Below are 19991 nucleotides of genomic sequence, written 5' to 3' on the forward strand. Positions count from 1 at the left end.
AAGAGCGGCGCCTCGGTCCCTACCGGACCCACAGTTCCCTCGCATCCTTAAAGCTGGGGATGCGCGACTGCCCCGCCATCGCGCGGGGCTCTTTTTTGTCAGCCGCTACCGGCCAGGCGATGCTGGAGGCCGCGTCGGCCACGTTCCATCACCACGCCGTGGTTCCAGCGGAACACGGGTTTCAGGACGAACGAAAGCCTGATCATCCAAGGTTTGGTGATCTTGACGATCCAGTCGTAACGCACCTGGCAGCGGGGGCCGTCGCTTTGGAGCGTCCAACGGCCGATACCCTCCAATTCTCCGGAGGCCCTGCCTTCGATGAGCGATAGCGGCTCAACCTTCACTGTCTCCATGTCAAAGGCCAGTTCATAGGGCAAAGCCGTCACCCATTCCAGGCGACGAACCGCGCCGACGCCGTGCTCATCTCCCTCACGCAGGAGGGAGACCCGCTTGACCGAGGGCCACCATTCGGGCCAGGCCTCCGGCGTGCTCAGTTCCCGCCAGACATCCTCCACCGGCGCATCGATGGCCCATTGGGTGACAAGGTGGAATTCGGTGAGAGACATCGCCGGTCCTCTTCAGAGCCGGACGACGCAGGACGCCGGCGGCAATGCTTGAGCAAGGCGCAGGCCGCGCACATGACCCGGCCAGTCATTCAATAGTCTCGGTAAAAGATCCGCCTCTTGGCTTGCTTGTGCAAGCTCGGATCGGCGGAAGGGGATTTGCAGCCCGCTGCCAACAGACGTCTTGCAGGCGTCGCTTGACCGATGGTGGCCGTACACCTTGTCGAGCGGGCACATGCGGGCGGTCGTGACCCGCATGTTCTTCCCCACTGCATGTCTCCTTGAATCGACTCCGATTTAAGGACAAAGACATGCAGCAAATCAAATTCGTACAGCGACCCTTGCGCGTCCGAAAAGACGCGCGGCGCTGTAATAGCGTTAGGCTGCGCGGGCGGCCGCCGCGAGCGGCTCGAGGTCGTCGACGGCCTTGTCACCGTTGTAGATGGTCTCGTCGAGAATCCCCTCGCGTTTGGAGACGATTGTCGGCACCAGCGCCTGGCCGGCGACATTGACCGCCGTACGGCCCATGTCGAGGATCGGGTCGATGGCGAGCAGCAACCCGACGCCTTCGAGCGGCAGGCCGAGTGTCGAAAGGGTCAATGTCAGCATGACGGTCGCGCCGGTCAGGCCGGCCGTTGCTGCCGAGCCGAGCACCGAGACGAAGACGATCAGCACATATTCCTGGATCCCGAGCGGCAGGCCGAAGAACTGTGCGATGAAGATCGCCGAGATTGCCGGATAGATCGCGGCGCAGCCGTCCATCTTGGTGGTTGCGCCGAGCGGCACGGCGAAGGCGGCGTATTCGCGCGGCACGCCAAGGCTCTTTTCGGTCACGGTCTCGGTGATGGGCAGGGTGCCGACAGAGGAGCGCGAGACGAAGGCGAGCTGGATGGCCGGCCAGGCGCCGGCAAAGAAGCGCGAAGGCTTCAGGCCGTGGCCGACGAGCAGTGCCGGATAGACGACAAAGAGCACGATAGCGAGGCCGATATAGATGGCGGCGGCATACCAGCCAAGCTGCGCCAGCGTTTCCCAGCCGTATTGCGCAACGGCGCGGCCGAGCAGGCCGATCGTGCCGATCGGCGTCAGGCGGATAACCCACCAGAGGATCTTGCGGACGACTGCCAGCAGCGACTGGTTGAGGGCAAGGAACGGCTTGGCGGCGTCACCGACCTTCAGCGCGGCTGCGCCAACGGCGATCGAAACGACCAGGATTTGCAGCACATTGAAATTGAGCGAGGTGCTCGCGCTACCTTCGGTGATCTTGGTGCTGGCCTCGAGGCCGAGTACATTGGCAGGCACGAGACCCTTCAGGAAATCTAGCCAGGAGCCGGAGTAGGAGGGCGCCTTGGCAGCTTCCTGTGACACGGCCGAGCCGACGCCCGGCTGAAGGATCAGGCCGAGTGCGATGCCGATGACAACGGCAATCAGCGAGGTGATCGCGAACCAGAGCAGCGTCTGCCAGACGAGTTTCGCGGCATTCTGCAGTGTCGCGAGATTGGCAATCGAGGCGACGATCGCGGTGAAGACGAGCGGCGGCACGAGCGCGCGAAGGAGCTGGACGAAGATCGAGCCGACCGTCTGGAGAGTAACGGTCAGCCAATTGGCATTACCGGCGGCATCGACGCCCATGTTGCGGGCGATCAGGCCCAGTAGCAGGCCGATGATCATGGCGGCCAGGACTTGGAAACCGAAGGAGGCGTAAATCGGTTTCGGTGAGGATTTGGTGGTTGCTTGCGACACGTCTTGCACTCTCATTGGATGGCTGGCGGCCGAAATTTTGGGCCATGGCCGCCGCACGTGCTCGAAAAATAGTCGAGTGTCCGGTTCGGGGTAAGAAACTCTTTGTCTCGAAAACCACTCAGAGTGGAATAATTTCTCCGGCAAATTTCCTGGGTTGCTCAAGTGCGTAGCCGAGGCCCGGACAGCAACGATAGCCGCGCCCAAGCAGCCTGCGCAGCGGCGCGTTCCGCTGATTCCTCGGCTCGTTCGCGCAGCAAGGTCACGCCGACCGACTTCCTTTGACGCGCATTCAGTCCCGGGGCTGCGGCGACTGATCCCGCTTTCTGCGTCTGTGTCGAAAATCATTTCACTTGCTTCCGGCGCGAGGGAAATACTCTTTCTCTATAAATATAATGGATAATGTAACTTGTCTGTATGACGTGCCCGAGATCTGGGTCTGGCTTCAGGCGATCCTTCATCCGGTCGCGCAACGCATTTGCAGCGAGAAGAGGAGAGGATTGAGATGACACGCAAGATCCGGCTTGGAGCATTTCTTCCCGGCGGTGGACAACATATCGCCGCCTGGCGCCACCCTGACCAGCCAGCCGACGGGGCCACCAGTTTCGAGTTTCACAAGCAACTGGCGCTGACGGCAGAACGTGGTCTGTTCGACGCCTATTTTCTGGCCGATGGGCTGGCGATCGGCTTCGGCGGTGCGCGTGAAGGCGGCAACGCCCGAGTGGCGGGCTTCGAGCCCGTGACCCTGTTCTCGGCACTTGCGCCACTGACCACACATCTCGGCTTCATCGCTACGTCGTCGACGACCTATGAAGAGCCCTACACCACGGCGCGCAAGTTCGCCTCGCTCGACCTGATCTCCGGCGGTCGCGCCGGATGGAACGTGGTGACGACAACCGGCGACCCGACGGCGCAGAATTTCAATCGCGATACCCAGCTTCCGCATGCCGAGCGCTATCGGCGCGCCGCCGAGCATGTCGAGGTGGTCAGGAAACTCTGGGACAGCTTCGAGGACGACGCCTTCATTCGCGACAAGGAAACGGGCGTCTTCTTCGATCCGACTAAGCTGCACGACACCGACCATCGCGGCGAACATTTCAAAGTGCGCGGCCCGCTCAACATCTCGCGCTCTCCTCAGGGCCACCCTGTGATCGTACAGGCAGGCCAGTCCGATGACGGCCGCGGGCTGGCAGCCGCAACGGCAGAGGTGATCTTCACCGCCCACCAGCACATAGAGACAGCGCAGGAATTCTACCGTGACATCAAGGCCCGCGCCCGGGGACTTGGCCGCAACCCGGACCACATTCTGGTCATGCCGGGCGTCTCTCCGTTCGTAGGCAGAACGGAGGCCGAAGCGCGCGAGAAATATGATCGCCTCACTTCGCTTATCGTCGAGGAGGACGGCATCGGCCTGCTCAATGGCCTGACCGGCGGCACGCTTGATCTGCATGGCTACGATCTCGATGGGCCGCTGCCGCCGGCACCGCCGACCGAGGGCATGAAGAGCCGGCAGGCGCTGATCCGCCAGATCGCCGACGAAAACAACTTCAGCATCCGCCAGCTCTATCAATGGATCGCTTCGGCGCGCGGCCATTACACGATCGTCGGAACCGCGGAGCAGGTCGCCGACACCCTGCAGGAGTGGTTCGAAAACGAAGCGGCCGATGGCTTCAATATCCTGCCGCCCTGGTTCCCGACGGCCCTCGACGATTTCGTCGAGCTGGTCATCCCGGAACTGCAGCGCCGTGGCCTTTTCCGCACCGCCTACGAGGGCAGGACGCTCCGGGAAAATCTCGGCCTGCCCGTTCCCGTCAACCGCTGGGCCGCCGCGCGAACGGCCGTCCAGGCAGCAGAGTGAGGTGCGATCATGTCCTACGAACACGTCAACACGTCGCTTGCGGCAGGCTTTGGGCTCGGCCGCGCTGAGGGGCATTCCACGGCAATCCCGGCGATTGCCTCGCGCTGGCGCGCCTTGCTTGGCTCGATCGTCGCGCGTTATGGCCTGGTGCTCGGCTTTCTCGCCTTCTGGCAACTCTCAAGCACAGTCGGCTGGGTCAATCCGGCGGTCTTTCCGCCTCTCGACGTGATCCTGTCCGCGCTCTGGAGCGGTCTTGCCAGCGGCGCGCTGCTGGACGATATCGCCATCAGCCTGCAGCGATCGGGCATCGCCTTCGCGGCCGCGGTTGCGGTCGGTATCCCGCTCGGATTGTTCATGGGGCAGGTTCGCCTCGTCGAGCAGGCGCTCGACCCCATCCTGCAGCTCTTCCGCCAGACTTCAGCCCTGGCGCTCTACCCGGTCTTCATCCTGCTGCTCGGCCTCGGCGAGACCTCGAAGGTATTCGTGATCTTCTGGGCCACGTTGTTTCCGATCCTCCTTTCCACCACCGGCGGCGTCAAAGAAGTCGACAACAAGCTCATCGAGATGGCACGGACCTACGGTGCCGGGCCGCTCACCGTCTTCCGTCGCGTCGTGCTGCCGGCCTCGGTGCCGGCGATCTTCGTCGGCCTGCGCCTCTCGGCCACCACGGCGCTTCTGCTCTTGATCGCCGCCGAGATGATTGGCGCAAACAAGGGCATCGGCTTCCAGGTCATGAACGCCCAATACAACTTCCAAATCCCGCTGATGTTCGCGGCGATCCTGCTGCTCGCCCTGCTCGGTCTCGCCGCCAACGCACTGCTCGTTCTCGCCCAGCGCAACCTCTGCCGCTGGTCACAGCCCAACGCCTGATCGTCACCTCCCATTCTCTCCTTTGAAAGGACAAAGCGATGACTTTCCATCCCCGCAATCTTCTTCTGTCTGCCTTACTCTCCCTCGGCCTGGCCGCACCGGCGGCTGCCGCTGACGCGGTGAAGCTGCGCTACCTCGCGAGCCAGGGCGGACTGTCTGCCCATGAACTCGCCCAGGAACTTGGCTACTTCGATGGCACCGGGATCACGCTCGAGAATGTCGGCTACGCCACCGGTGGTCCGGCATCGCTGATTGCATTGGCCTCGGGTGATGTCGAGATCGGCAGCGCGGCAACGTCGGCCGTCTTGAACTCGATCATCAGCGGTAACGATTTCGTCGCCGCCTACCCGTCGAACGGCATCAATGACGAGGTGCAGTCGATCTTCTACGTGCTGGAAGACAGCCCGATCAAGAGCATCAAGGATATCGCCGGCAAGAGCATTGCGGTGAACACGCTTGGCGCGCATCTCGACTATACGATCCGCGAGGCCTTGCATTCGGTCGGCCTGCCGACGGACGCCGCCAACCAGGTGGTCGTGCCTGGTCCGCAGCTCGAGCAGGTGCTGCGCTCCCGCCAGGTGGACATTTCCGCTTTCGGCTATTGGCAGACGACCTTCGAGGGCGCAGCGCGCAAGAACGGCGGCCTGCGGGCGATCTTCGACGACACCGACGTGCTCGGGGAAATTGCCGGCGGCTTCGTGGTGCTGCGCCGGGATTTCATCAAGGCGCATCCCGAGGCCGCAAAGACTTTCGTTCTTCAGTCGGCCCGTGCGCTCGATTACGCGCGCGAACATCCGGAGGAAACCAAGGCGATCCTGGCAAAGGCTTTGCAGGCGCGCGGCGAAAACCCTGAGATCGCCCAGTATTTCCGCGGTTACGGGGTGCGCGCGGGCGGCCTGCCCGTCGAGCGCGACGTCCAGTTCTGGATCGACGTTCTGGTACGTGAAGGCAAGCTCAAGGAAGGCCAACTGGCGCCCAAGGATGTGCTCTTCGCCGTCGACGCTCCGGTCAGCAACTGAGGAACGGCTATGAGCGCTTCCCAGAACCTTCGTCGTGGAGAGGTGGCAATCCGCCACCTCTCCAAATCCTATCGCCTGAACGGCACGCCACTGCCTGTCCTTAGGGATATCAGCCTCAACATCCGGTCCGGTGAGACACTTGCGATTGTCGGTGCCAGCGGCTCGGGCAAGACGACCCTGCTGCGGGTACTGGCGGGGCTCGAGGACCCGGATGCCGGCGAGGTGCTGATCGACGGCAAGCGAACGAGAGGCGTCGGCACCGACCGTGCGGTGATATTCCAGGAGCCGCGGCTTTTGCCCTGGCTGACCGTGCTGGACAATGTCGGCTTTGGGCTGGAGACGCAGGGGCTTTCCCGCGGTGCGGCGAGGGAGCGGGCACGGCGCTACGTCCAGCTCGTCGGCCTGCAGCAGTTCGAAGGCGCCTATCCCCGGCAGCTCTCCGGCGGCATGGCGCAGCGCGTCGGCATTGCCCGCGCGCTCGCGGTCCAGCCTGAAATCCTTCTGCTCGACGAGCCGCTCGGTGCGCTCGACGCGATGACCAAGATCGGCATGCAGCAGGAACTGGCGCGGATATGGCGTGACGAGGACGTAACGACCGTTCTCGTCACGCACGACCTCGAGGAGGCGATCTATCTCGCCGATCGTATCCTGATCCTGCCGCGCGAGAAGGGCGGTGAGCCCAGGCTGATCGAGATCGGCTTGCCGCGACCACGCGATCGCAGCGCACCCGAATTTGTCCGTCATCGCGAAGAATTGCTCCACCTCTTCGGTCTGCATTGAGGCTTTAGCGGAACGGTTGCAGCGATCAAGCGTTACCCCCTTCAAGGCCGCATCCGACAGGAGGCGCAGCCTGCTGGGCCTCCTGTGCAGGGCCGGATGCCGAGTCGAGACAGGAGTAACGCTATGAGAATTTCCAAGAGAATGTCATTCGCCGCAATCGTCATTGCCCTAAGTGGGGCGGCCGGGCCGGTGCTGGCCCAGTATAGGGTGATGTCGGGTCCGTATTACGTCGAACCCGCGCCTGCACCGGTCTATGTGGCGCCGGCGCCAGGGGCGGTATATGTCGATCCGACGCCGACCGGCAGTATCTATGCGGCTCCGGCGCCAGGTTACGTCTATCGCCCACCTGCACGGACTTTGGGCGATGCCCGCCAGCGCTACACGGGTGAGTACCAGGGCGCCCACGAGGGCGACTACTATCTCGGTGTCGCGCATCCGCCACAGGTTCCTTAAGCCGGCGGCGGAGCCAACCGACAGTGCCTACTGCATGTCCTCCTTAAATCGACCTCGATTTAAGGAGGACATGCAGCAAATCAAAGTCCTACAGCGGCCTTTGCGCGTCTGATAAGACGCACGGCGCTGTAGAGGCGACGCGTGAGATAGCGATCTCGCGCGTCTGTCGGTCGGTGTGCCCTATTCGGGCAGGTCCAGCAGGCGGTAGCCTTCCACGAAGTGCTGCAGCATCTTCTCGTCCCGGAACGGTTGAGAGGCGGCCCATTGCGCGATCGTGAAGTTCGGATTGTTCATCAAGAACAATTGCGCTTCCGTCCGCGCTTCGTCCAGGCGACCAAGCCGCGCCAGGCTGGCAGCGAGCAGGCGGCGTGATGTCGCCCGGTAGGTCGCAGGGTGGCGCAAGGTTTGGATAGCGGCCTCGTAATCCCGAATGCCATATTGAGCCTGACCAAGCATCCAATAGTACCAGCCCGGTGGGTGCGGGTTGAGGCGTAGCGCCTTGTGAACATGCTCGATCGCCTGCGCCGGTCGACCGCAAAGGACGATGAGGTCGGAGCGCATCGCCCAGGCATCGGCATGGTTGGGATCAAGCGTCAGGGCGAGGTCGAACTCGGCGTCGGATTCCTCCCAACGGCGCTCGTGACCGAGAATGATGCCGAGGACCCAGCGGTTCCCGGCGTCGTTGGGGTCGAGCGCTACCGCCTTTTGCGCTTCGTCGACGGAGCGCTGCCGGTAGGGAACGATCGGCTGATCCCAGAACTCCCAGCTCAGCCAGAGGTTCAGCGCCAGCAGTCGATGCGCCTCCGCATAGTCGGGATCGAGTGCGAGTGCCCGCTGGAGAAGAAAGATCGCTTCCCTTGCTGCCCCTGCTGTTTGCAGGCCGAGCGAGCGCGCTCGCACGCAATAGTCGTAGGCTTTCAGGTTCGATGGGCGGTTGCGGGCCGGCGCGTCGGTGAGGCGCCCGACCAGGGCTTCGACGATCCTGCTCGTCACCTCGTCCTGAACGGCGAATATATCCTCCAGGCTGCGGTCGAACCTCTCCGCCCACAGATGATCGCCCTCCAGGGCATCGATTAATTGGGCGTTGATGCGAACGCGGCCCGCCGCCCGTCGGACGCTGCCTTCCAGAACATAGCGAACGCCGAGTTCGCGCGCGATGCGGCGCACATCCTCATGCCGGCCCTTGTAGGCAAAAACCGAATTGCTGGCGATGACGAACAGCCCGCCGGCCCTGGAGAGATCGGTGATCAGGTCTTCGGTCAAGCCGTCGACGAAGACCTCTTGCTCCGGCTCGTTGCTCATATTGGTGAAGGGAAGGACGGCGATGGATGGTTTGATGGGCAACGGCAAGGACGCCCTGGCGTCGCTGCCTTGGTTCAAGGTCGCCGTACCGATGCGATAGAGAGATACCGGCTCGACAATGTTCTTGATCGCGTGGGGGCCAAGCGCATCGAAATCGCAAAAGAGGCGTCGCCTCACCTGGTCGTATATGTTGCCGGAGACATAGATTTCGCCGGGACCGGCCATGGTCTGAAGCCGCGCGGCGACGATAACGCCGTCTCCATAGAGATCGCCGCTTTCGACGACGACATCACCGAGGTTGATGCCGATGCGCAGGAGAATTCGGCGGTCGTCGGCAAGCCCCTGATTGGCAACTGCCATGCCCTTCTGAATGTCGATCGCACAGGTGACCGCATTCACGGCGCTGGCAAACTCCACCAGCACGCCATCGCCCATCGTCTTGACGATGCGGCCATTGTGTTCGCGGACGAGGGGATCGAGGATCTGCTTGCGGCGTTCTTTCAACGCTGCAAGCGTACCACCTTCGTCCAGTTCGACGAGGCGGCCGTAACCGACAACATCGGCAGCCACGATTGCGGCGAGACGCCGTTGAGCGCGTTCTTCAGCCATGTCGCGCGCTTCCGCAAAATGGGATGCACGGAATTGTAGGACGTCCGCCGGAAATGTCTATCAGGGAATGCTTATGGGTCCGGTCAACGGCAACCGGAGTTCCGCCGCGGCGGGTTGCCCGCCTTTATCGCCAGCCGAGGGCCGGCGCGACGTGCTTCAGGATCGCCTCGATCACATGGGCGTTGTAGTCGACGCCGAGCTGGTTCGGGACGGTCAGGAGCAGCGTGTCGGCCTCGGCAATCGCTTCGTCCCTTGCCAGTTGCTCGATGAGAACGTCCGGTTCGGCCGCGTAGCTGCGCCCAAAGATCGCCCGCGTCTTGTCGTCGATGAAGCCGATCTTGTCCTCGTGCTGATTGCCGTGCCCGAAATAGGCGCGGTCGCGCTCGTCCACCAGTGCGAAGATGCTACGACTGACCGAGACGCGCGGCTCGCGCGTATGGCCGGCGGCCTTCCACGCCTCCCGGTAGGCCCGGATCTGGTCGGCCTGCTGGACATGGAAGGGCAGGCCGGTCTCGTCGTCCTTCAGCGTCGAACTTTGCAGGTTCATGCCGAGCTTGGCGGCCCAGACGGCGGTGGCGTTGGAGCTGGCGCCCCACCAAATGCGCTCTCTGAGACCGGCGGAGTGAGGTTCGATGCGCAGCAGGCCGGGAGGATTGGGAAACATCGGCCGCGGGTTGGGCGCAGCGAAGCCTTCGCCACGCAGAATGTCGAGCAGCACTTCCGCGTGCCGTCTCGCCATGTCGCTTTCGGTTTCGCCCTCGGCCGGCTGGTAGCCGAAATGGCGCCAGCCATCGATCACCTGTTCCGGCGAGCCGCGGCTGATGCCGAGCTGCAGGCGTCCGCCGGCGATGAGGTCGGCCGATCCGGCATCCTCGGCCATGTACAGCGGGTTCTCGTAGCGCATGTCGATGACGGCAGTGCCGATCTCGATCCGGCTGGTCTTGGCGCCGACCGCCGCCAGGAGCGGGAACGGCGAGGCGAGCTGGCGGGCGAAATGATGGACACGAAAATAGGCGCCGTCCGCGCCCAGTTCCTCGGCCGCAACGGCGAGATCGATCGACTGCAGCAAAGCGTCGGCCGCGGATCGCGTCTGCGACTGGGGCGAAGGTGTCCAGTGTCCGAAGGAAAGAAAACCGATCTTCTTCATGGTCGTGCCGCCTGTCGAATGAAACCGACCGCTTCATGACACGATTCCGGTTTTGGATACAGACGGCGGTCGGTGACTTCGCCGTGAACAGAGTGGACCCTGCCCTCTAAGGCACAGGGTCCTTCCGGTTTTATCGCACTTGCAGTCGCGCCTTCATGTTCGGGTGAAAGCGGCAGTAATAGTCGAAGGTGCCGGCCTTGGTGACGGCAAGTGTCGCCGTTTTTCCGGGTGGTATCACGATGTCGAAATCACCCTTGGCCGTTGCCGTATGCGCCATGACGTCCTTGTTCTGCCACTCGATCACGTCGCCCACGGCGGCGCTGATCTCGGCGGGCGAAAAGACGAGTTTTTCAATCGTGACCCGGATGGTTTCGGCCCGCACCGGCGATCCGGCCAGCATCAGGGTCAGACCCCCAATGGCACCAAGCCTCAGCTTCGAGATCATGACGCGGCCTACTTCATCATGGCCGCGACGTGCTCGGCATGTTGCTGATGGCCCTGAAACAGCTTGAGGCCGGTCTCCAGCAGATCCTTCAGCTCGGCATTCTTCGCAGACGGGATCAATAGGGTTTCGAGCGCGCCGTTGACCTGCTTGTGGTAGGCAACCTCGTTGGCGACATAGGCCTTGTCGAAGTCGGCGCCGCTAAGCTTCGCCAGCTTTTCGCGCTCCTGCGTGGCTGCCTTCGTCAGCGAGCGGCTGGTGTCATTGTCCTCGGGCTTCACCTTCAGTTTCTTCACGAGATCGAGCGCCTGTTTGTTTACGGCCTCGTGGTCGCGCAGCATGTCGTTGGCGAAGGCGAGCACCTCCTTGTCCTTCGAAATCTTCAGGGCCTGTTTGGCCGCCTCGATGTCGATGACGCCGGCGGTATAGGCGATATGGGCAATCTGGGGATCGGTGATCTTGCTCCCTGCCGCAAGGCTGGAGCCACTGATGAGGCAGGCGAGGGCGAGGGCTGAGGTCAGGCGGGCATACATCGGGAACTCCTCTCCGGCGGCGCGTTGCCGCCGGTTTCTGTGGATGACACCCATTGGATGCGCGCTATCGACGAAGGTTCCCGAGAAATTATCCGACGAGCCCGAGCCGGCTCATGACGGCTGCCGTCAGCCGTTCGCAGCGGCGACCGGCAAAGGGAAAGGCATTCATCAGCACGGGTCCGATCTTGCGGTCGATATGTTGGCGCAGGAGCTGGCGGGCCCGGTGCAGGCGGCTTCTGACCGTCTCCGGCTTGAGGTCCAGCAGGGCGGCGGTTTCCTCGACGCTCATCGCTTCTATGACGCGCGCGGTGAAGACCAGGCGAAACGCTTCCGGCAAGGCGTCCATCGCTTCTTCCACCAGACGCAGAATTTGCCGCTGGGCGAGGGCTCGCTCCGGATCGTCCGAACCTGCCGCATTTGGAAACGGCACGATGTCGGCGCTCGCCTGTTCGGTTGCCAGGGGAACCTCATGTCGCGTGGACGACTTGCGCAAGCGTCCGAGCGCCTCATTGAGGACCACGCGGTGAAGCCAGGTGGTGAGACTGGCGTCACCACGGAAAGTTTCAAGGTGCTCGAAGGCGCGAAGGTAGGCCTCCTGCACCACATCCTCGGCGATGCTGTCGTTGCGCACGACCGAACGCGCGATGCGGAAGAGCCGTTGATTGTGCCGACGCATGATGGTGCGGAACGCCTCGGGATCATTGGCGAGCGCGCGCTGGACGAGATCGTGGTCCGTCAAGTGATCGGCCTGAGCCGCGAGCCGTGGCATTTGCAAGAGAACATCCTTCATCATCCACCTCCAAACCAACGTTTGATGCGGATCCGGCAAAATCGTTCCCGATCGATCGGCGGAAAGAATACCCCTTGCCAAGGGCGACCGGAACAGAAAACCAGTCTGCGATTTCCGGTACGCGCGGTCGCGTGATTTTGCCTGCGTGGAGGGGAAAATCCGGGCATCTTCGCCAGTGATAGTTGGAGGCCGGGCTCGGTTTCGCGCGGGGGTACGCATCAGCGGTCTTTTTTTTATCGAGGAGGGAACTGTGGTTCCTGCTGGCGAGTTGGTGGAGCGGCGATCTCTGTGTGGAGGGGCGCGCACTGAGGTCGCATCTTCGGACCAGGAGAGACGACTATGAAGCATCAATCGATTGAACAATTGCAAGCGCTCGCCGAAATCCGTCCCGATCCCGTGATGACGAGAACGGAACGGCTTCAACGTTGGGCCGAACTCTTGGAGAGCAATCCCGATCGCCGATTGGGCACGCTTTCCGGTACCGAACGTGCGACCGCTGCCGTTCGGCAGGCCATGCAGGTCAACGGTTCCCCCATGACCGTTGCATTCGAAGATCCGCAATTGCGGCTCGCAGGACTTGCCGATGACAGCTATGGCGAAGCAAAACGGTTCTTCGAAATATCGGACCACCAATTGCACGACATCGTCTGCGACTGCAATTTCGGCAGCTCGGTACGTGCTGCCTATGCGGCCCGGCGGGTTCGCTCAGCCATCGGCCTCTGGCCGCGACTGAAGGCGCTCTTTAGCTGAGCCAGATCGGCCTCACTCAGGGAAGCCAGGGCGCCAGTCGGAAGCTTCCCTCACCTCCCGTCCTTGATGCCCGGCGACAGGACTTGATCGCCGGGAGATAGGCTGCGGTGAATCATGGCGACCAGCCATGGCCAATTCCGGTCGCTGGGCTCCGCGCTCGCAGCGAGGTAGCGTGATCGTGCCGCTTCTTAAGGTGCGCGCGGATTGGCGGCCTCACCTCAGCTTCGACCCGGCGCAACGGGCTTTGCCGTGATGCCTCGACGCTTCGATGGAGGCATCCGTGAGCATGGACGACGGGCAACCCTAGCCCGAGGGAGTATATCGCTACCTTCCCGACTTGCAGCATCATCCACCCACGCCGGTGTCGCGCGGCTCGCCGGGGCTTGGAGGGATGCAGTCGCGGGAGGAGGATTTCATGACATTGGCAGCAACAACCCGGGCGCTGAGCGCGACCTCGGTCCTGGCGATCATGGTTTGCGCAGCGCAGCCGGTTTGGGCAGCGCCCGATCTGATCGTGCTGAATGGCGACGTGCGCACGGTCGATGAAAGCAAAGCCAAGGCGCAGGCCTTCGCCGTCGAGAACGGCAAATTCAGCGCGATCGGCAGCAATGACGAGATCAAGGCGCTCGCCGGTGCCGGGACCAAGGTGATCGATGCCGGTGGCAAGACCGTCACGCCGGGCTTCATCGACGGCCATACGCATCTCACATCCGGCATGGACATGGTGACCGGCGTCGACCTCTCCTACATCCCGGACAAAAAGACCTGGCTCGAAAAGATCAAGGAGGCCGATCGACGCCTGCCCAAGGGCGTCTGGCTGATGGGCGGCGGATGGGACTACACGCTTGGCGAAGGCAAGTTGCCGACCAAGGAGGATCTCGACGCGGTGGTGCCGGATCGCGTCGTCGTGCTGCGCGATATCGATTTCCACTCCGTATGGGTCAATTCCAAGGCGCTTGAAGTCGGCGGCGTGACGGCAACGTCGAAAGTCGAAGAGGGCGGGCAGGTGCTGTTGAACGACAAGGGCGAACCGAGTGGTATCCTGCTCGAAAAGGCCGGTGATCTTGTCGAGAAGCACCGCCCGGTCGCCAGCGATAGCGAACGGCGCGAGGCACTGCTGCAGACGATGAAGTTCGCCAACAGCCTGGGGATCACCGGCGTCAACGACATGTCCGACCTTGCCGCCGTGCACGACTATGCGGCGATCCTCGCTGAGAAGAAGATGCCGCTTCGCGTCTGGTACGGCTTCTTCGAGGGCGACCCGAAGAAGATCGCCGCCGCCGTGAAGGATCGCGACGAGGTCGATAAGGTCGCCGCGGATTCCGGCGAGCAGGAAACGAAAGGACCGCTGCTCAAGCTCGGCTACACCAAGTCGGTGATCGACGGCGTGCTCTCGACGCGCACGGCCTATATGCATGAGGACTATTCCGACCAGCACGGCTGGAAGGGCAAACCTTTCGAAACCAAGGAGCAGCTTGCCGCCGCGATCAAGGCTTCCAACGAAAACGGCTTCCCGACGGCGGTGCATGCGATCGGCGACGGCGGCGTCAGTCTCGTGCTGGATGCGTTTGCGGAGGCGTCCGTTCCGCGGCCGCAACCGAACCGCATCGAACATATCGAGGTGGTCGAAACCAAGGACATTCAGCGCTTCAAAGAACTCGGCGTCGTCGCCTCGATGCAGCCGAACCATGCAACCGGCACGATCGGCAAATACATCACCGAACGCATCGGTACCGAACGCGAGCCGCGGGCCTATGTCTGGCATTCGATGCTCGATGCCGGCGTGCCGCTGGTGTTCGGCTCAGACTGGCCGACCTCGCCTTTGAGCCCGCTGACCCAGATCAACGACGCCGTCTTCCGCGAAAGCCCGTTCGGCCTTGGCGATGGACCCTGGCATCCCGAGCAAGCGGTGAGCTTCGACCAGGCGCTGCACGGGTTGACGCAAGCGGGTGCGGACATGACACCCTGGGGCAACCAGATCGGCTCGATCAGCGTCGGCAAGTGGGCGGATTTCGTCGTGATCGACGGCACGCTGCCGGATCCGCTTGATCGTTCCATCCGGGAACGCAAGGTCGAGGCGACCTATCTCGCCGGAAACGAGGTCTATCGCCAGCCGTAAGTCGAAGAGAGCTCACTAGTATTGCCGGTCGCCTTGTGAGCCAAGGCGATCGCGCTTTCATTTTCGGCGGGCGCCTGTGGCGCCAGGCGATTTGGCGCGCGGGCTTTGCCGCTACGAGTTTTCGGAGCTGTTCGGTGCTCATCTGAAGTTTGGTAGGCTGTTGCCACGGGATCGTCGCGGCCCGCCCTAGCTTAGTGCCTGAATATGCATAATAATCGCGCTTCACTTGGATTTTTATCAAGGTAAGGGCGCGTTGTAATGGCACTGGACTCGTTGGACGTGAGGCTGCTGCACATCTACGTCACGATCGTGGAGGCGGGCGGCTTCGCGGCCGCGCAGGGCGAGCTCAACCTCTCGCTGTCGACGATCTCCAACCATATTTCGGCGCTGGAGGGCCGGTTGGGCCTCACCCTTTGCCAGCGCGGCCGGTCCGGCTTTCGTCTCACGGAGGAGGGGCGCGCCGTCTACGAGGAAGCCAAGCGCCTCTTCGGCTCGATCGACCAGTTCGACATCCGCATGAAGGGATTGCAGCACCAGTTGAATGGCACGCTCTGCGTCGGCCTCATCGACAACACGCTCTCCGATCCGTCCTCCCGCCTCAACCGTGTCTTTGCCCGCATGACGGACGAAGCGCCGGAAGTGGCGCTTTCGATCGTCACACGGCCACCGCACGAACTCCTGAGGGACGTGATAACGGGCGAGCTTCACATCGCGATCGCCAGTTTTCCGCGCACGACGCTGGGGCTGGAATATTTCGACCTCTACGAGGAGACCCAGCGCTTTTATTGCGGCGCCGAGCATCCGCTTTATTCCCGGGATGACAGCGAGATCGAGATCGACGACATCCGCTCCTACAATCTGATCGGCCGCTCCTATTGGAACGCCCGCGACCTCAAGATCTTCTCGATTGCCACGCCACGCGCAACGGTCAGCGACATGGAGGCCGAAGCGCGGCTGATCCTTTCCGGCCGCTACCTCGGCTACCTGCCCGACCACTTCGCCAGCCGTTATGTCAGCGAAGGGTTGCTGCGGCCGATCCGTCCGGATCTCTTCACCTACAAGGCACCGTTCCAGGCCGCTTTCGACAAGTCGCGTGCAAAGTCGGGCCTGGTCCCGTTTTTCGTGAAATTGCTCGTCACCGAATTCGGCGTCTCACAGACGGGGCGAGGCGCTTCGCGCCCGGGGGCCGGGCGATAGCTGCGTCCTTGAACAGTTCAGCGCTGACATACAGACAGGGCGAAACCGGTAAAACCGGTTCCGTCCCTGTCCACTCTCTTGCTGGAGAGAGCGTCAGCTCAGCGGGAAGCCCATGGCGGAGACCATTTTCAGCCAGGGCTTGCGCCAGCCGCCGGATTTGTCGGCCGTGTCGAGCGCATACATGGTGACCTGCGCACCGAGCCAGCGGAACGGCTCCGGCGGGATCGTATTCGGCAGGCTGGTGGCGAAATCGAGCCGGCTCTCCGGCGTCTTCGAACCGTCGAGGATATCGAGCGCGATGCGCGCGCCGAAGCGGGAGGCCGAGACGCCGAAGCCGGAATAGCCGCCGGCATAGACGACCTTTTCGCCGTAATACCGCTGGAAGTGCACTGCCATGCGGGTGCTGAGATCGATCGGCCCGCTCCAGGCATGGGTGAAGCGCACACCTTCGAGCTGCGGGAACGTGTCGAAGACGGCGGATGCCAGGGGCTCGTAGGTTTCGAGTTCCTTGTCGACGGAAGGGAAAGGATTGCCGGCAAAGGCATAAGCCAGTCGGCCGCCAAAGATGATGCGGTTGTCCTTGGTGAGCCGCATGTAGTTCATCTGCGTGCGAGTGTCGTAGACGCCCTGCCGGTGGCTCCAGCCGATCGACGCCATGCGTTCTGCCGACAGGGGTTCCGTCGCCAGGACCCGGTCGCGAACGGCGACAACCCGGTGCTTGATCTTCTTGTGGCCGGAGGCAAAGGCATTGGTGGCGAGAAGAACCTTCTGTGCCGTGATGCTTCCCGAGAGCGTCGTGGCCTTCATCCGGTCGCCTATATCTTCAAGGCCAGTGAGCTCGGTGTTCTCGAAGATCTGAACGCCGAGGGTGAGCGCAACCCGCTTCAGCCCGAAGGCAAGCAGCGCCGGATGCACCGTGCCGCAGATATGCTTCGACCAGACGCCAGCCTTGTAGCGCGGCGAATTGATTTCGGTGCGCACGGCGCTCTGATCGAGGAAGTCGGCCTGGTGGCCATATTTGAGGTGGAGTTCGTGCTCCTCGTGCAGCGCTTCGATATGGGCATCGTCCACCGCCACCGTCAGCTCGCCGCCCCATTCGGCGTGGCAGTCGATCTGATGTTCCTCAAGGGTCCGCAGGAAGCCATGCATGTTCTCCTGGCCAAGCCGCTCCAGCGCGGCGATGTCCTTGGGAAAGATGCGCACGGCATTCGAAAGCCCGTGCATCACCGACGTCGAGACGACGCCGCCGGGCCGACCCGAAGCGCCATTGGCAACCGAGCCCTTCTCGATCAGCACCACGTCGATTTCGGGCTGGCGCTGCTTGGCCTGGATGGCACCCCACAACCCGGTAAAGCCGCCGCCGACGACGAGCAGATCCGCCTTCAGATGGCGCGTCAGCCGCTCTCGCGGCTCGGGCGCATCCGGCCGATCGAGCCAGAACGGCGTCATCTTCACATCTGCAAGGGCTTTGCTACTTACCTTGGTCATGGGCGCGCCTCACATCACTTCGCGGCCGGTGCGGTGTAGAGGACGTAAACCTTGCGCATCGTCTCGAGCACTTCGAAACGCACTTCGACGCCAGCCGGCAGGACGTAGCTTTCGCCGGCTTCGAAGGTCTCGACCGAACCGTCCGAGCTGGTGATCGCAACCTTGCCCGAGAGGATGACGCTATATTCGCATCCCTCAGGATAGAAGAGCATTTCCGCATAGGGTGTCGACTGCCAGGTGCCGATCACGACCGCCTTGTCGGGGCTTTCGAAATGAACGTCGCCGAGCTCGTCGGCAAAACCGGAAAGGATCGCTTCCGGGGGCACGACGCTGCATTTTTCAAGCTCGCGCAGGCCGACACCGTTGCGCCCGAGTTTGATGACCTTTGACATAATCACTCCAGTTCAGAAGGACGAGCGGCAAGATGATCGGCCGCGCATCAGGGGTTCGTTGCTTCAAATCTTAGCAATACAACGCAGTGCCAAAGATCAATTTCGTCTCGGCCGTCGCGGTTTGCTTCGCAAGTCGGCGTCTACTGCACGGCTTGTCCTGCTTTTCTAAGTGGTTGAAATGACCTTAGGTATACGCCAAAGGGCTAGGTTGCGGGTGTAACGGCGCCCCGCCACTGGACTACAGGCCTTGTCTTGCCGGGCTTTGGCGGCGATAGCCATTGTTTTGCCCGGCCCAAACGATAGTTTTGGGAACTCCGTAGTGAAAATCCGTTACTTGCGGCAAGTTCAACCTTCGCCTAGTCTGCGCTTGGAGGAGAACAACATGAACGACGATACGATCATCAAAGTCTGCGCGCCGACGCAGCAGACCCCTGCTGTTGGCGATCTGGCGCTATCCCTGATGGAGGGGGTTGGGCGTTTGGATTTCCAGGATCGTCTGGCGCAATCGCTCAAGCGGCACATTGCCATCGATGCAGGCCTGATGCTCTTGTATCGGCGAAACGCGGCGCCGAAGATCCTGTTCAACGATTGGCGCACGGACAAGGGCTTGTCCGATATCCGCGCCTATCTGCAGGGCCCGTACCGACTCGACCCGTTCTACCGGCTGGCGCTCGACAATGGTGACGACGGTCTTTACCGCCTGAGGCAGATCGATCCGTTCTTCGACCGGTCGCAATATTACCGCGACTATTACCGCCACTCGGGCCTGCACGACGAATTCAATTTCTTCATCGGTATCGATGCCGACACGAAGATCGCGATCTCGCTGGCGCGGCGCCATTCGCGCGCGGCCTTCAGCGGAGAAGACCAGGATTTTCTGCAGAACGCAGCACCGCTGCTCAGCATGGCCGTGCTCCGGCACTATCGCGACCTCAGGCCCGAAAGCCTTGGCGATGACGGTTCGCCGCTGCAAAGCGCTTTGGCGCAGGCGATCCGGAACTTTGGTCGCAGCCTGCTCACCGATCGCGAGTGCCAGGTCGCGCAAATGATCCTGCGCGGATATTCGGTCAAGGGTGCTGCTGAAAAGCTCGGCATATCACCGGCAACCGTCAAGCTGCATCGCCGCAACCTCTACGCCAAACTCGACATCACCTCGCAAACCGCCCTGTTCTCGCTGTTCATCGACGCCGTGTCGTCGGCGAGCAATGCCTTCGAGGATCCCCTGGTCTCATACCTGTCGCCGGGCGGCGTGCCGGTGCAGCACTAAATTAGCCTTCGTGACGCAATTCCAATGTGGACGGCGCCCACTTGCAAGGTGGGCTTCAGGCCGATCAGGTGCATCCCGCCGTTTCTTCCGGGGCAGGACCATCGGATGTTTTCTTGACCCGGAAGCGCCGAAACCAATTAACCCCAAATAGGCGAACGAAAGTCGATCAGCCGAGATTGTCCGCGATTTGGTGAAACGGCTGTCTGGGATTTATCGGAATGGCTGTCCCGGGAAGTGACGGCACAGTTTCATCCAGAAGGTACGAACGCGGCTTATTGGCGCCCCAGGCCGGCCAATCCGCCACGATGAGGTTTTTCGACAGCACTATCCAATGCGCGTCTCGAAATTGCCCGTTTATGCTCGCTGTATATAATGGTTTATGAGCGCGCCAACGGCTTGCTGCCACTCTTCGGTAAACCGGTGACATCAGACGACTCGTCAAATTCCATACTGCACCCCCCGACCGGGGCCGTGTTTGAACAGGGGAATGAGACGTGATGTCGGCAACGTGGAGGAAACAATGAATAGGAAACACAGCGTTTTGTTGGCGACTATTCTCGTAACGGTAACAAGTGTCGCGCCCCTTTCTTCCTTTGCGCAAGAATGCGACGGAGATTACTACGCGGGCATCGGTGCAAACCAACACTATACTGGTGACAAGCGCCAGCGCAGCGA

19 protein-coding genes are annotated in these 19991 nt (G+C 62.2%); 9 read left to right on the forward strand and 10 right to left on the reverse strand.

The genetic code is table 11. The features are described 5' to 3' along the window. Nucleotides 1–98 precede the first annotated feature (98 nt). The 3 genes from ACQ5BM_RS07625 to ACQ5BM_RS07635 form a co-directional block, all read right to left on the reverse strand. On the reverse strand, nt 99–566 hold the full coding sequence (locus ACQ5BM_RS07625; protein ID WP_429809739.1) for an SRPBCC family protein: 468 nt from the start codon (nt 564–566) through the stop codon (nt 99–101). A 12-nt stretch (nt 567–578) separates the two neighbouring features. Beyond that, nucleotides 579–833 carry a hypothetical protein gene (locus ACQ5BM_RS07630; RefSeq protein ID WP_429809741.1) on the reverse strand — a complete coding sequence of 85 codons (255 nt, stop codon included), beginning with the start codon at nt 831–833 and terminating at the stop codon, nt 579–581. 108 nt (nt 834–941) lie between these two features. Next, nucleotides 942–2303: a dicarboxylate/amino acid:cation symporter gene (locus ACQ5BM_RS07635; protein WP_429809743.1), complete on the reverse strand. Its 1362-nt coding sequence runs from the start codon at nt 2301–2303 to the stop codon at nt 942–944. Nucleotides 2304–2805: 502 nt separating this feature from the next. Between ACQ5BM_RS07635 and ACQ5BM_RS07640 the strand changes: the two genes are divergently transcribed. The 5 genes from ACQ5BM_RS07640 (at nt 2806) to ACQ5BM_RS07660 (ending at nt 7280) form a co-directional block, all read left to right on the forward strand. After that, nucleotides 2806–4158, forward strand: a complete 1353-nt coding sequence (locus ACQ5BM_RS07640) for an LLM class flavin-dependent oxidoreductase (protein WP_429809745.1) — start codon at nt 2806–2808, stop codon at nt 4156–4158. Nucleotides 4159–4167: 9 nt separating this feature from the next. After that, a complete protein-coding gene (locus tag ACQ5BM_RS07645; protein WP_429809747.1) occupies nt 4168–5028 on the forward strand; it encodes an ABC transporter permease in 861 nt (286 codons plus the stop codon). Nucleotides 5029–5066: 38 nt separating this feature from the next. Next, nucleotides 5067–6047, forward strand: coding sequence for an ABC transporter substrate-binding protein (locus ACQ5BM_RS07650; RefSeq protein ID WP_429809749.1), 981 nt, complete (start codon nt 5067–5069; stop codon nt 6045–6047). Between the two features lie 9 nt (nt 6048–6056). After that, a complete protein-coding gene (locus tag ACQ5BM_RS07655) occupies nt 6057–6827 on the forward strand; it encodes an ABC transporter ATP-binding protein (protein ID WP_429809751.1) in 771 nt (256 codons plus the stop codon). A gap of 123 nt (nt 6828–6950) precedes the next feature. Further along, nucleotides 6951–7280, forward strand: a complete 330-nt coding sequence (locus ACQ5BM_RS07660; protein ID WP_429809753.1) for a hypothetical protein — start codon at nt 6951–6953, stop codon at nt 7278–7280. Nucleotides 7281–7460: 180 nt separating this feature from the next. Here the strand turns inward: ACQ5BM_RS07660 and ACQ5BM_RS07665 are convergent, their stop codons facing one another. The 5 genes from ACQ5BM_RS07665 to ACQ5BM_RS07685 form a co-directional block, all read right to left on the reverse strand. Next, entirely contained in the window at nt 7461–9191 is a 1731-nt protein-coding gene (locus ACQ5BM_RS07665; RefSeq protein WP_429809755.1) for an adenylate/guanylate cyclase domain-containing protein, read from the reverse strand. Nucleotides 9192–9315: 124 nt separating this feature from the next. Then, nucleotides 9316–10338 (reverse strand): LLM class flavin-dependent oxidoreductase, encoded by a 1023-nt coding sequence (locus ACQ5BM_RS07670; RefSeq protein WP_429809757.1) that lies wholly within the window; start codon nt 10336–10338, stop codon nt 9316–9318. Between the two features lie 130 nt (nt 10339–10468). Continuing rightward, nucleotides 10469–10783 carry a cupredoxin domain-containing protein gene (locus tag ACQ5BM_RS07675; protein ID WP_429809759.1) on the reverse strand — a complete coding sequence of 105 codons (315 nt, stop codon included), beginning with the start codon at nt 10781–10783 and terminating at the stop codon, nt 10469–10471. Nucleotides 10784–10791: 8 nt separating this feature from the next. After that, a complete protein-coding gene (locus tag ACQ5BM_RS07680; protein WP_429809761.1) occupies nt 10792–11313 on the reverse strand; it encodes a DUF4142 domain-containing protein in 522 nt (173 codons plus the stop codon). An 88-nt stretch (nt 11314–11401) separates the two neighbouring features. Continuing rightward, nucleotides 11402–12082 (reverse strand): RNA polymerase sigma factor, encoded by a 681-nt coding sequence (locus tag ACQ5BM_RS07685; RefSeq protein WP_429809847.1) that lies wholly within the window; start codon nt 12080–12082, stop codon nt 11402–11404. Between the two features lie 360 nt (nt 12083–12442). Here ACQ5BM_RS07685 and ACQ5BM_RS07690 point away from each other — a divergent pair, with 360 nt between their 5' ends. The 3 genes from ACQ5BM_RS07690 to ACQ5BM_RS07700 all read left to right on the forward strand — a co-directional run bounded on the left by ACQ5BM_RS07690 (nt 12443) and on the right by ACQ5BM_RS07700 (nt 16169). After that, entirely contained in the window at nt 12443–12853 is a 411-nt protein-coding gene (locus ACQ5BM_RS07690) for a hypothetical protein (RefSeq protein ID WP_173518918.1), read from the forward strand. Nucleotides 12854–13268: 415 nt separating this feature from the next. Continuing rightward, nucleotides 13269–14972 carry an amidohydrolase gene (locus ACQ5BM_RS07695; protein ID WP_429809763.1) on the forward strand — a complete coding sequence of 568 codons (1704 nt, stop codon included), beginning with the start codon at nt 13269–13271 and terminating at the stop codon, nt 14970–14972. Between the two features lie 258 nt (nt 14973–15230). Further along, the gene (locus ACQ5BM_RS07700; RefSeq protein WP_429809765.1) at nt 15231–16169 is read left to right on the forward strand and encodes a LysR family transcriptional regulator; all 939 of its coding nucleotides are present in this window, start codon (nt 15231–15233) and stop codon (nt 16167–16169) included. A gap of 93 nt (nt 16170–16262) precedes the next feature. Here the strand turns inward: ACQ5BM_RS07700 and ACQ5BM_RS07705 are convergent, their stop codons facing one another. Then, complete coding sequence (locus ACQ5BM_RS07705) at nt 16263–17657, reverse strand: NAD(P)/FAD-dependent oxidoreductase (protein ID WP_429809767.1); 1395 nt, start codon at nt 17655–17657, stop codon at nt 16263–16265. A 14-nt stretch (nt 17658–17671) separates the two neighbouring features. Then, a complete protein-coding gene (locus ACQ5BM_RS07710; RefSeq protein ID WP_429809769.1) occupies nt 17672–18049 on the reverse strand; it encodes a cupin domain-containing protein in 378 nt (125 codons plus the stop codon). Between the two features lie 262 nt (nt 18050–18311). Here ACQ5BM_RS07710 and ACQ5BM_RS07715 point away from each other — a divergent pair, with 262 nt between their 5' ends. Beyond that, on the forward strand, nt 18312–19316 hold the full coding sequence (locus ACQ5BM_RS07715; RefSeq protein WP_429809771.1) for a helix-turn-helix transcriptional regulator: 1005 nt from the start codon (nt 18312–18314) through the stop codon (nt 19314–19316). Nucleotides 19317–19991 lie beyond the last annotated feature (675 nt).

It is taken from the genome of Ensifer sp. B1-9, assembly GCF_050474445.1.
Classification (GTDB): Bacteria; Pseudomonadota; Alphaproteobacteria; order Rhizobiales; family Rhizobiaceae; genus Ensifer.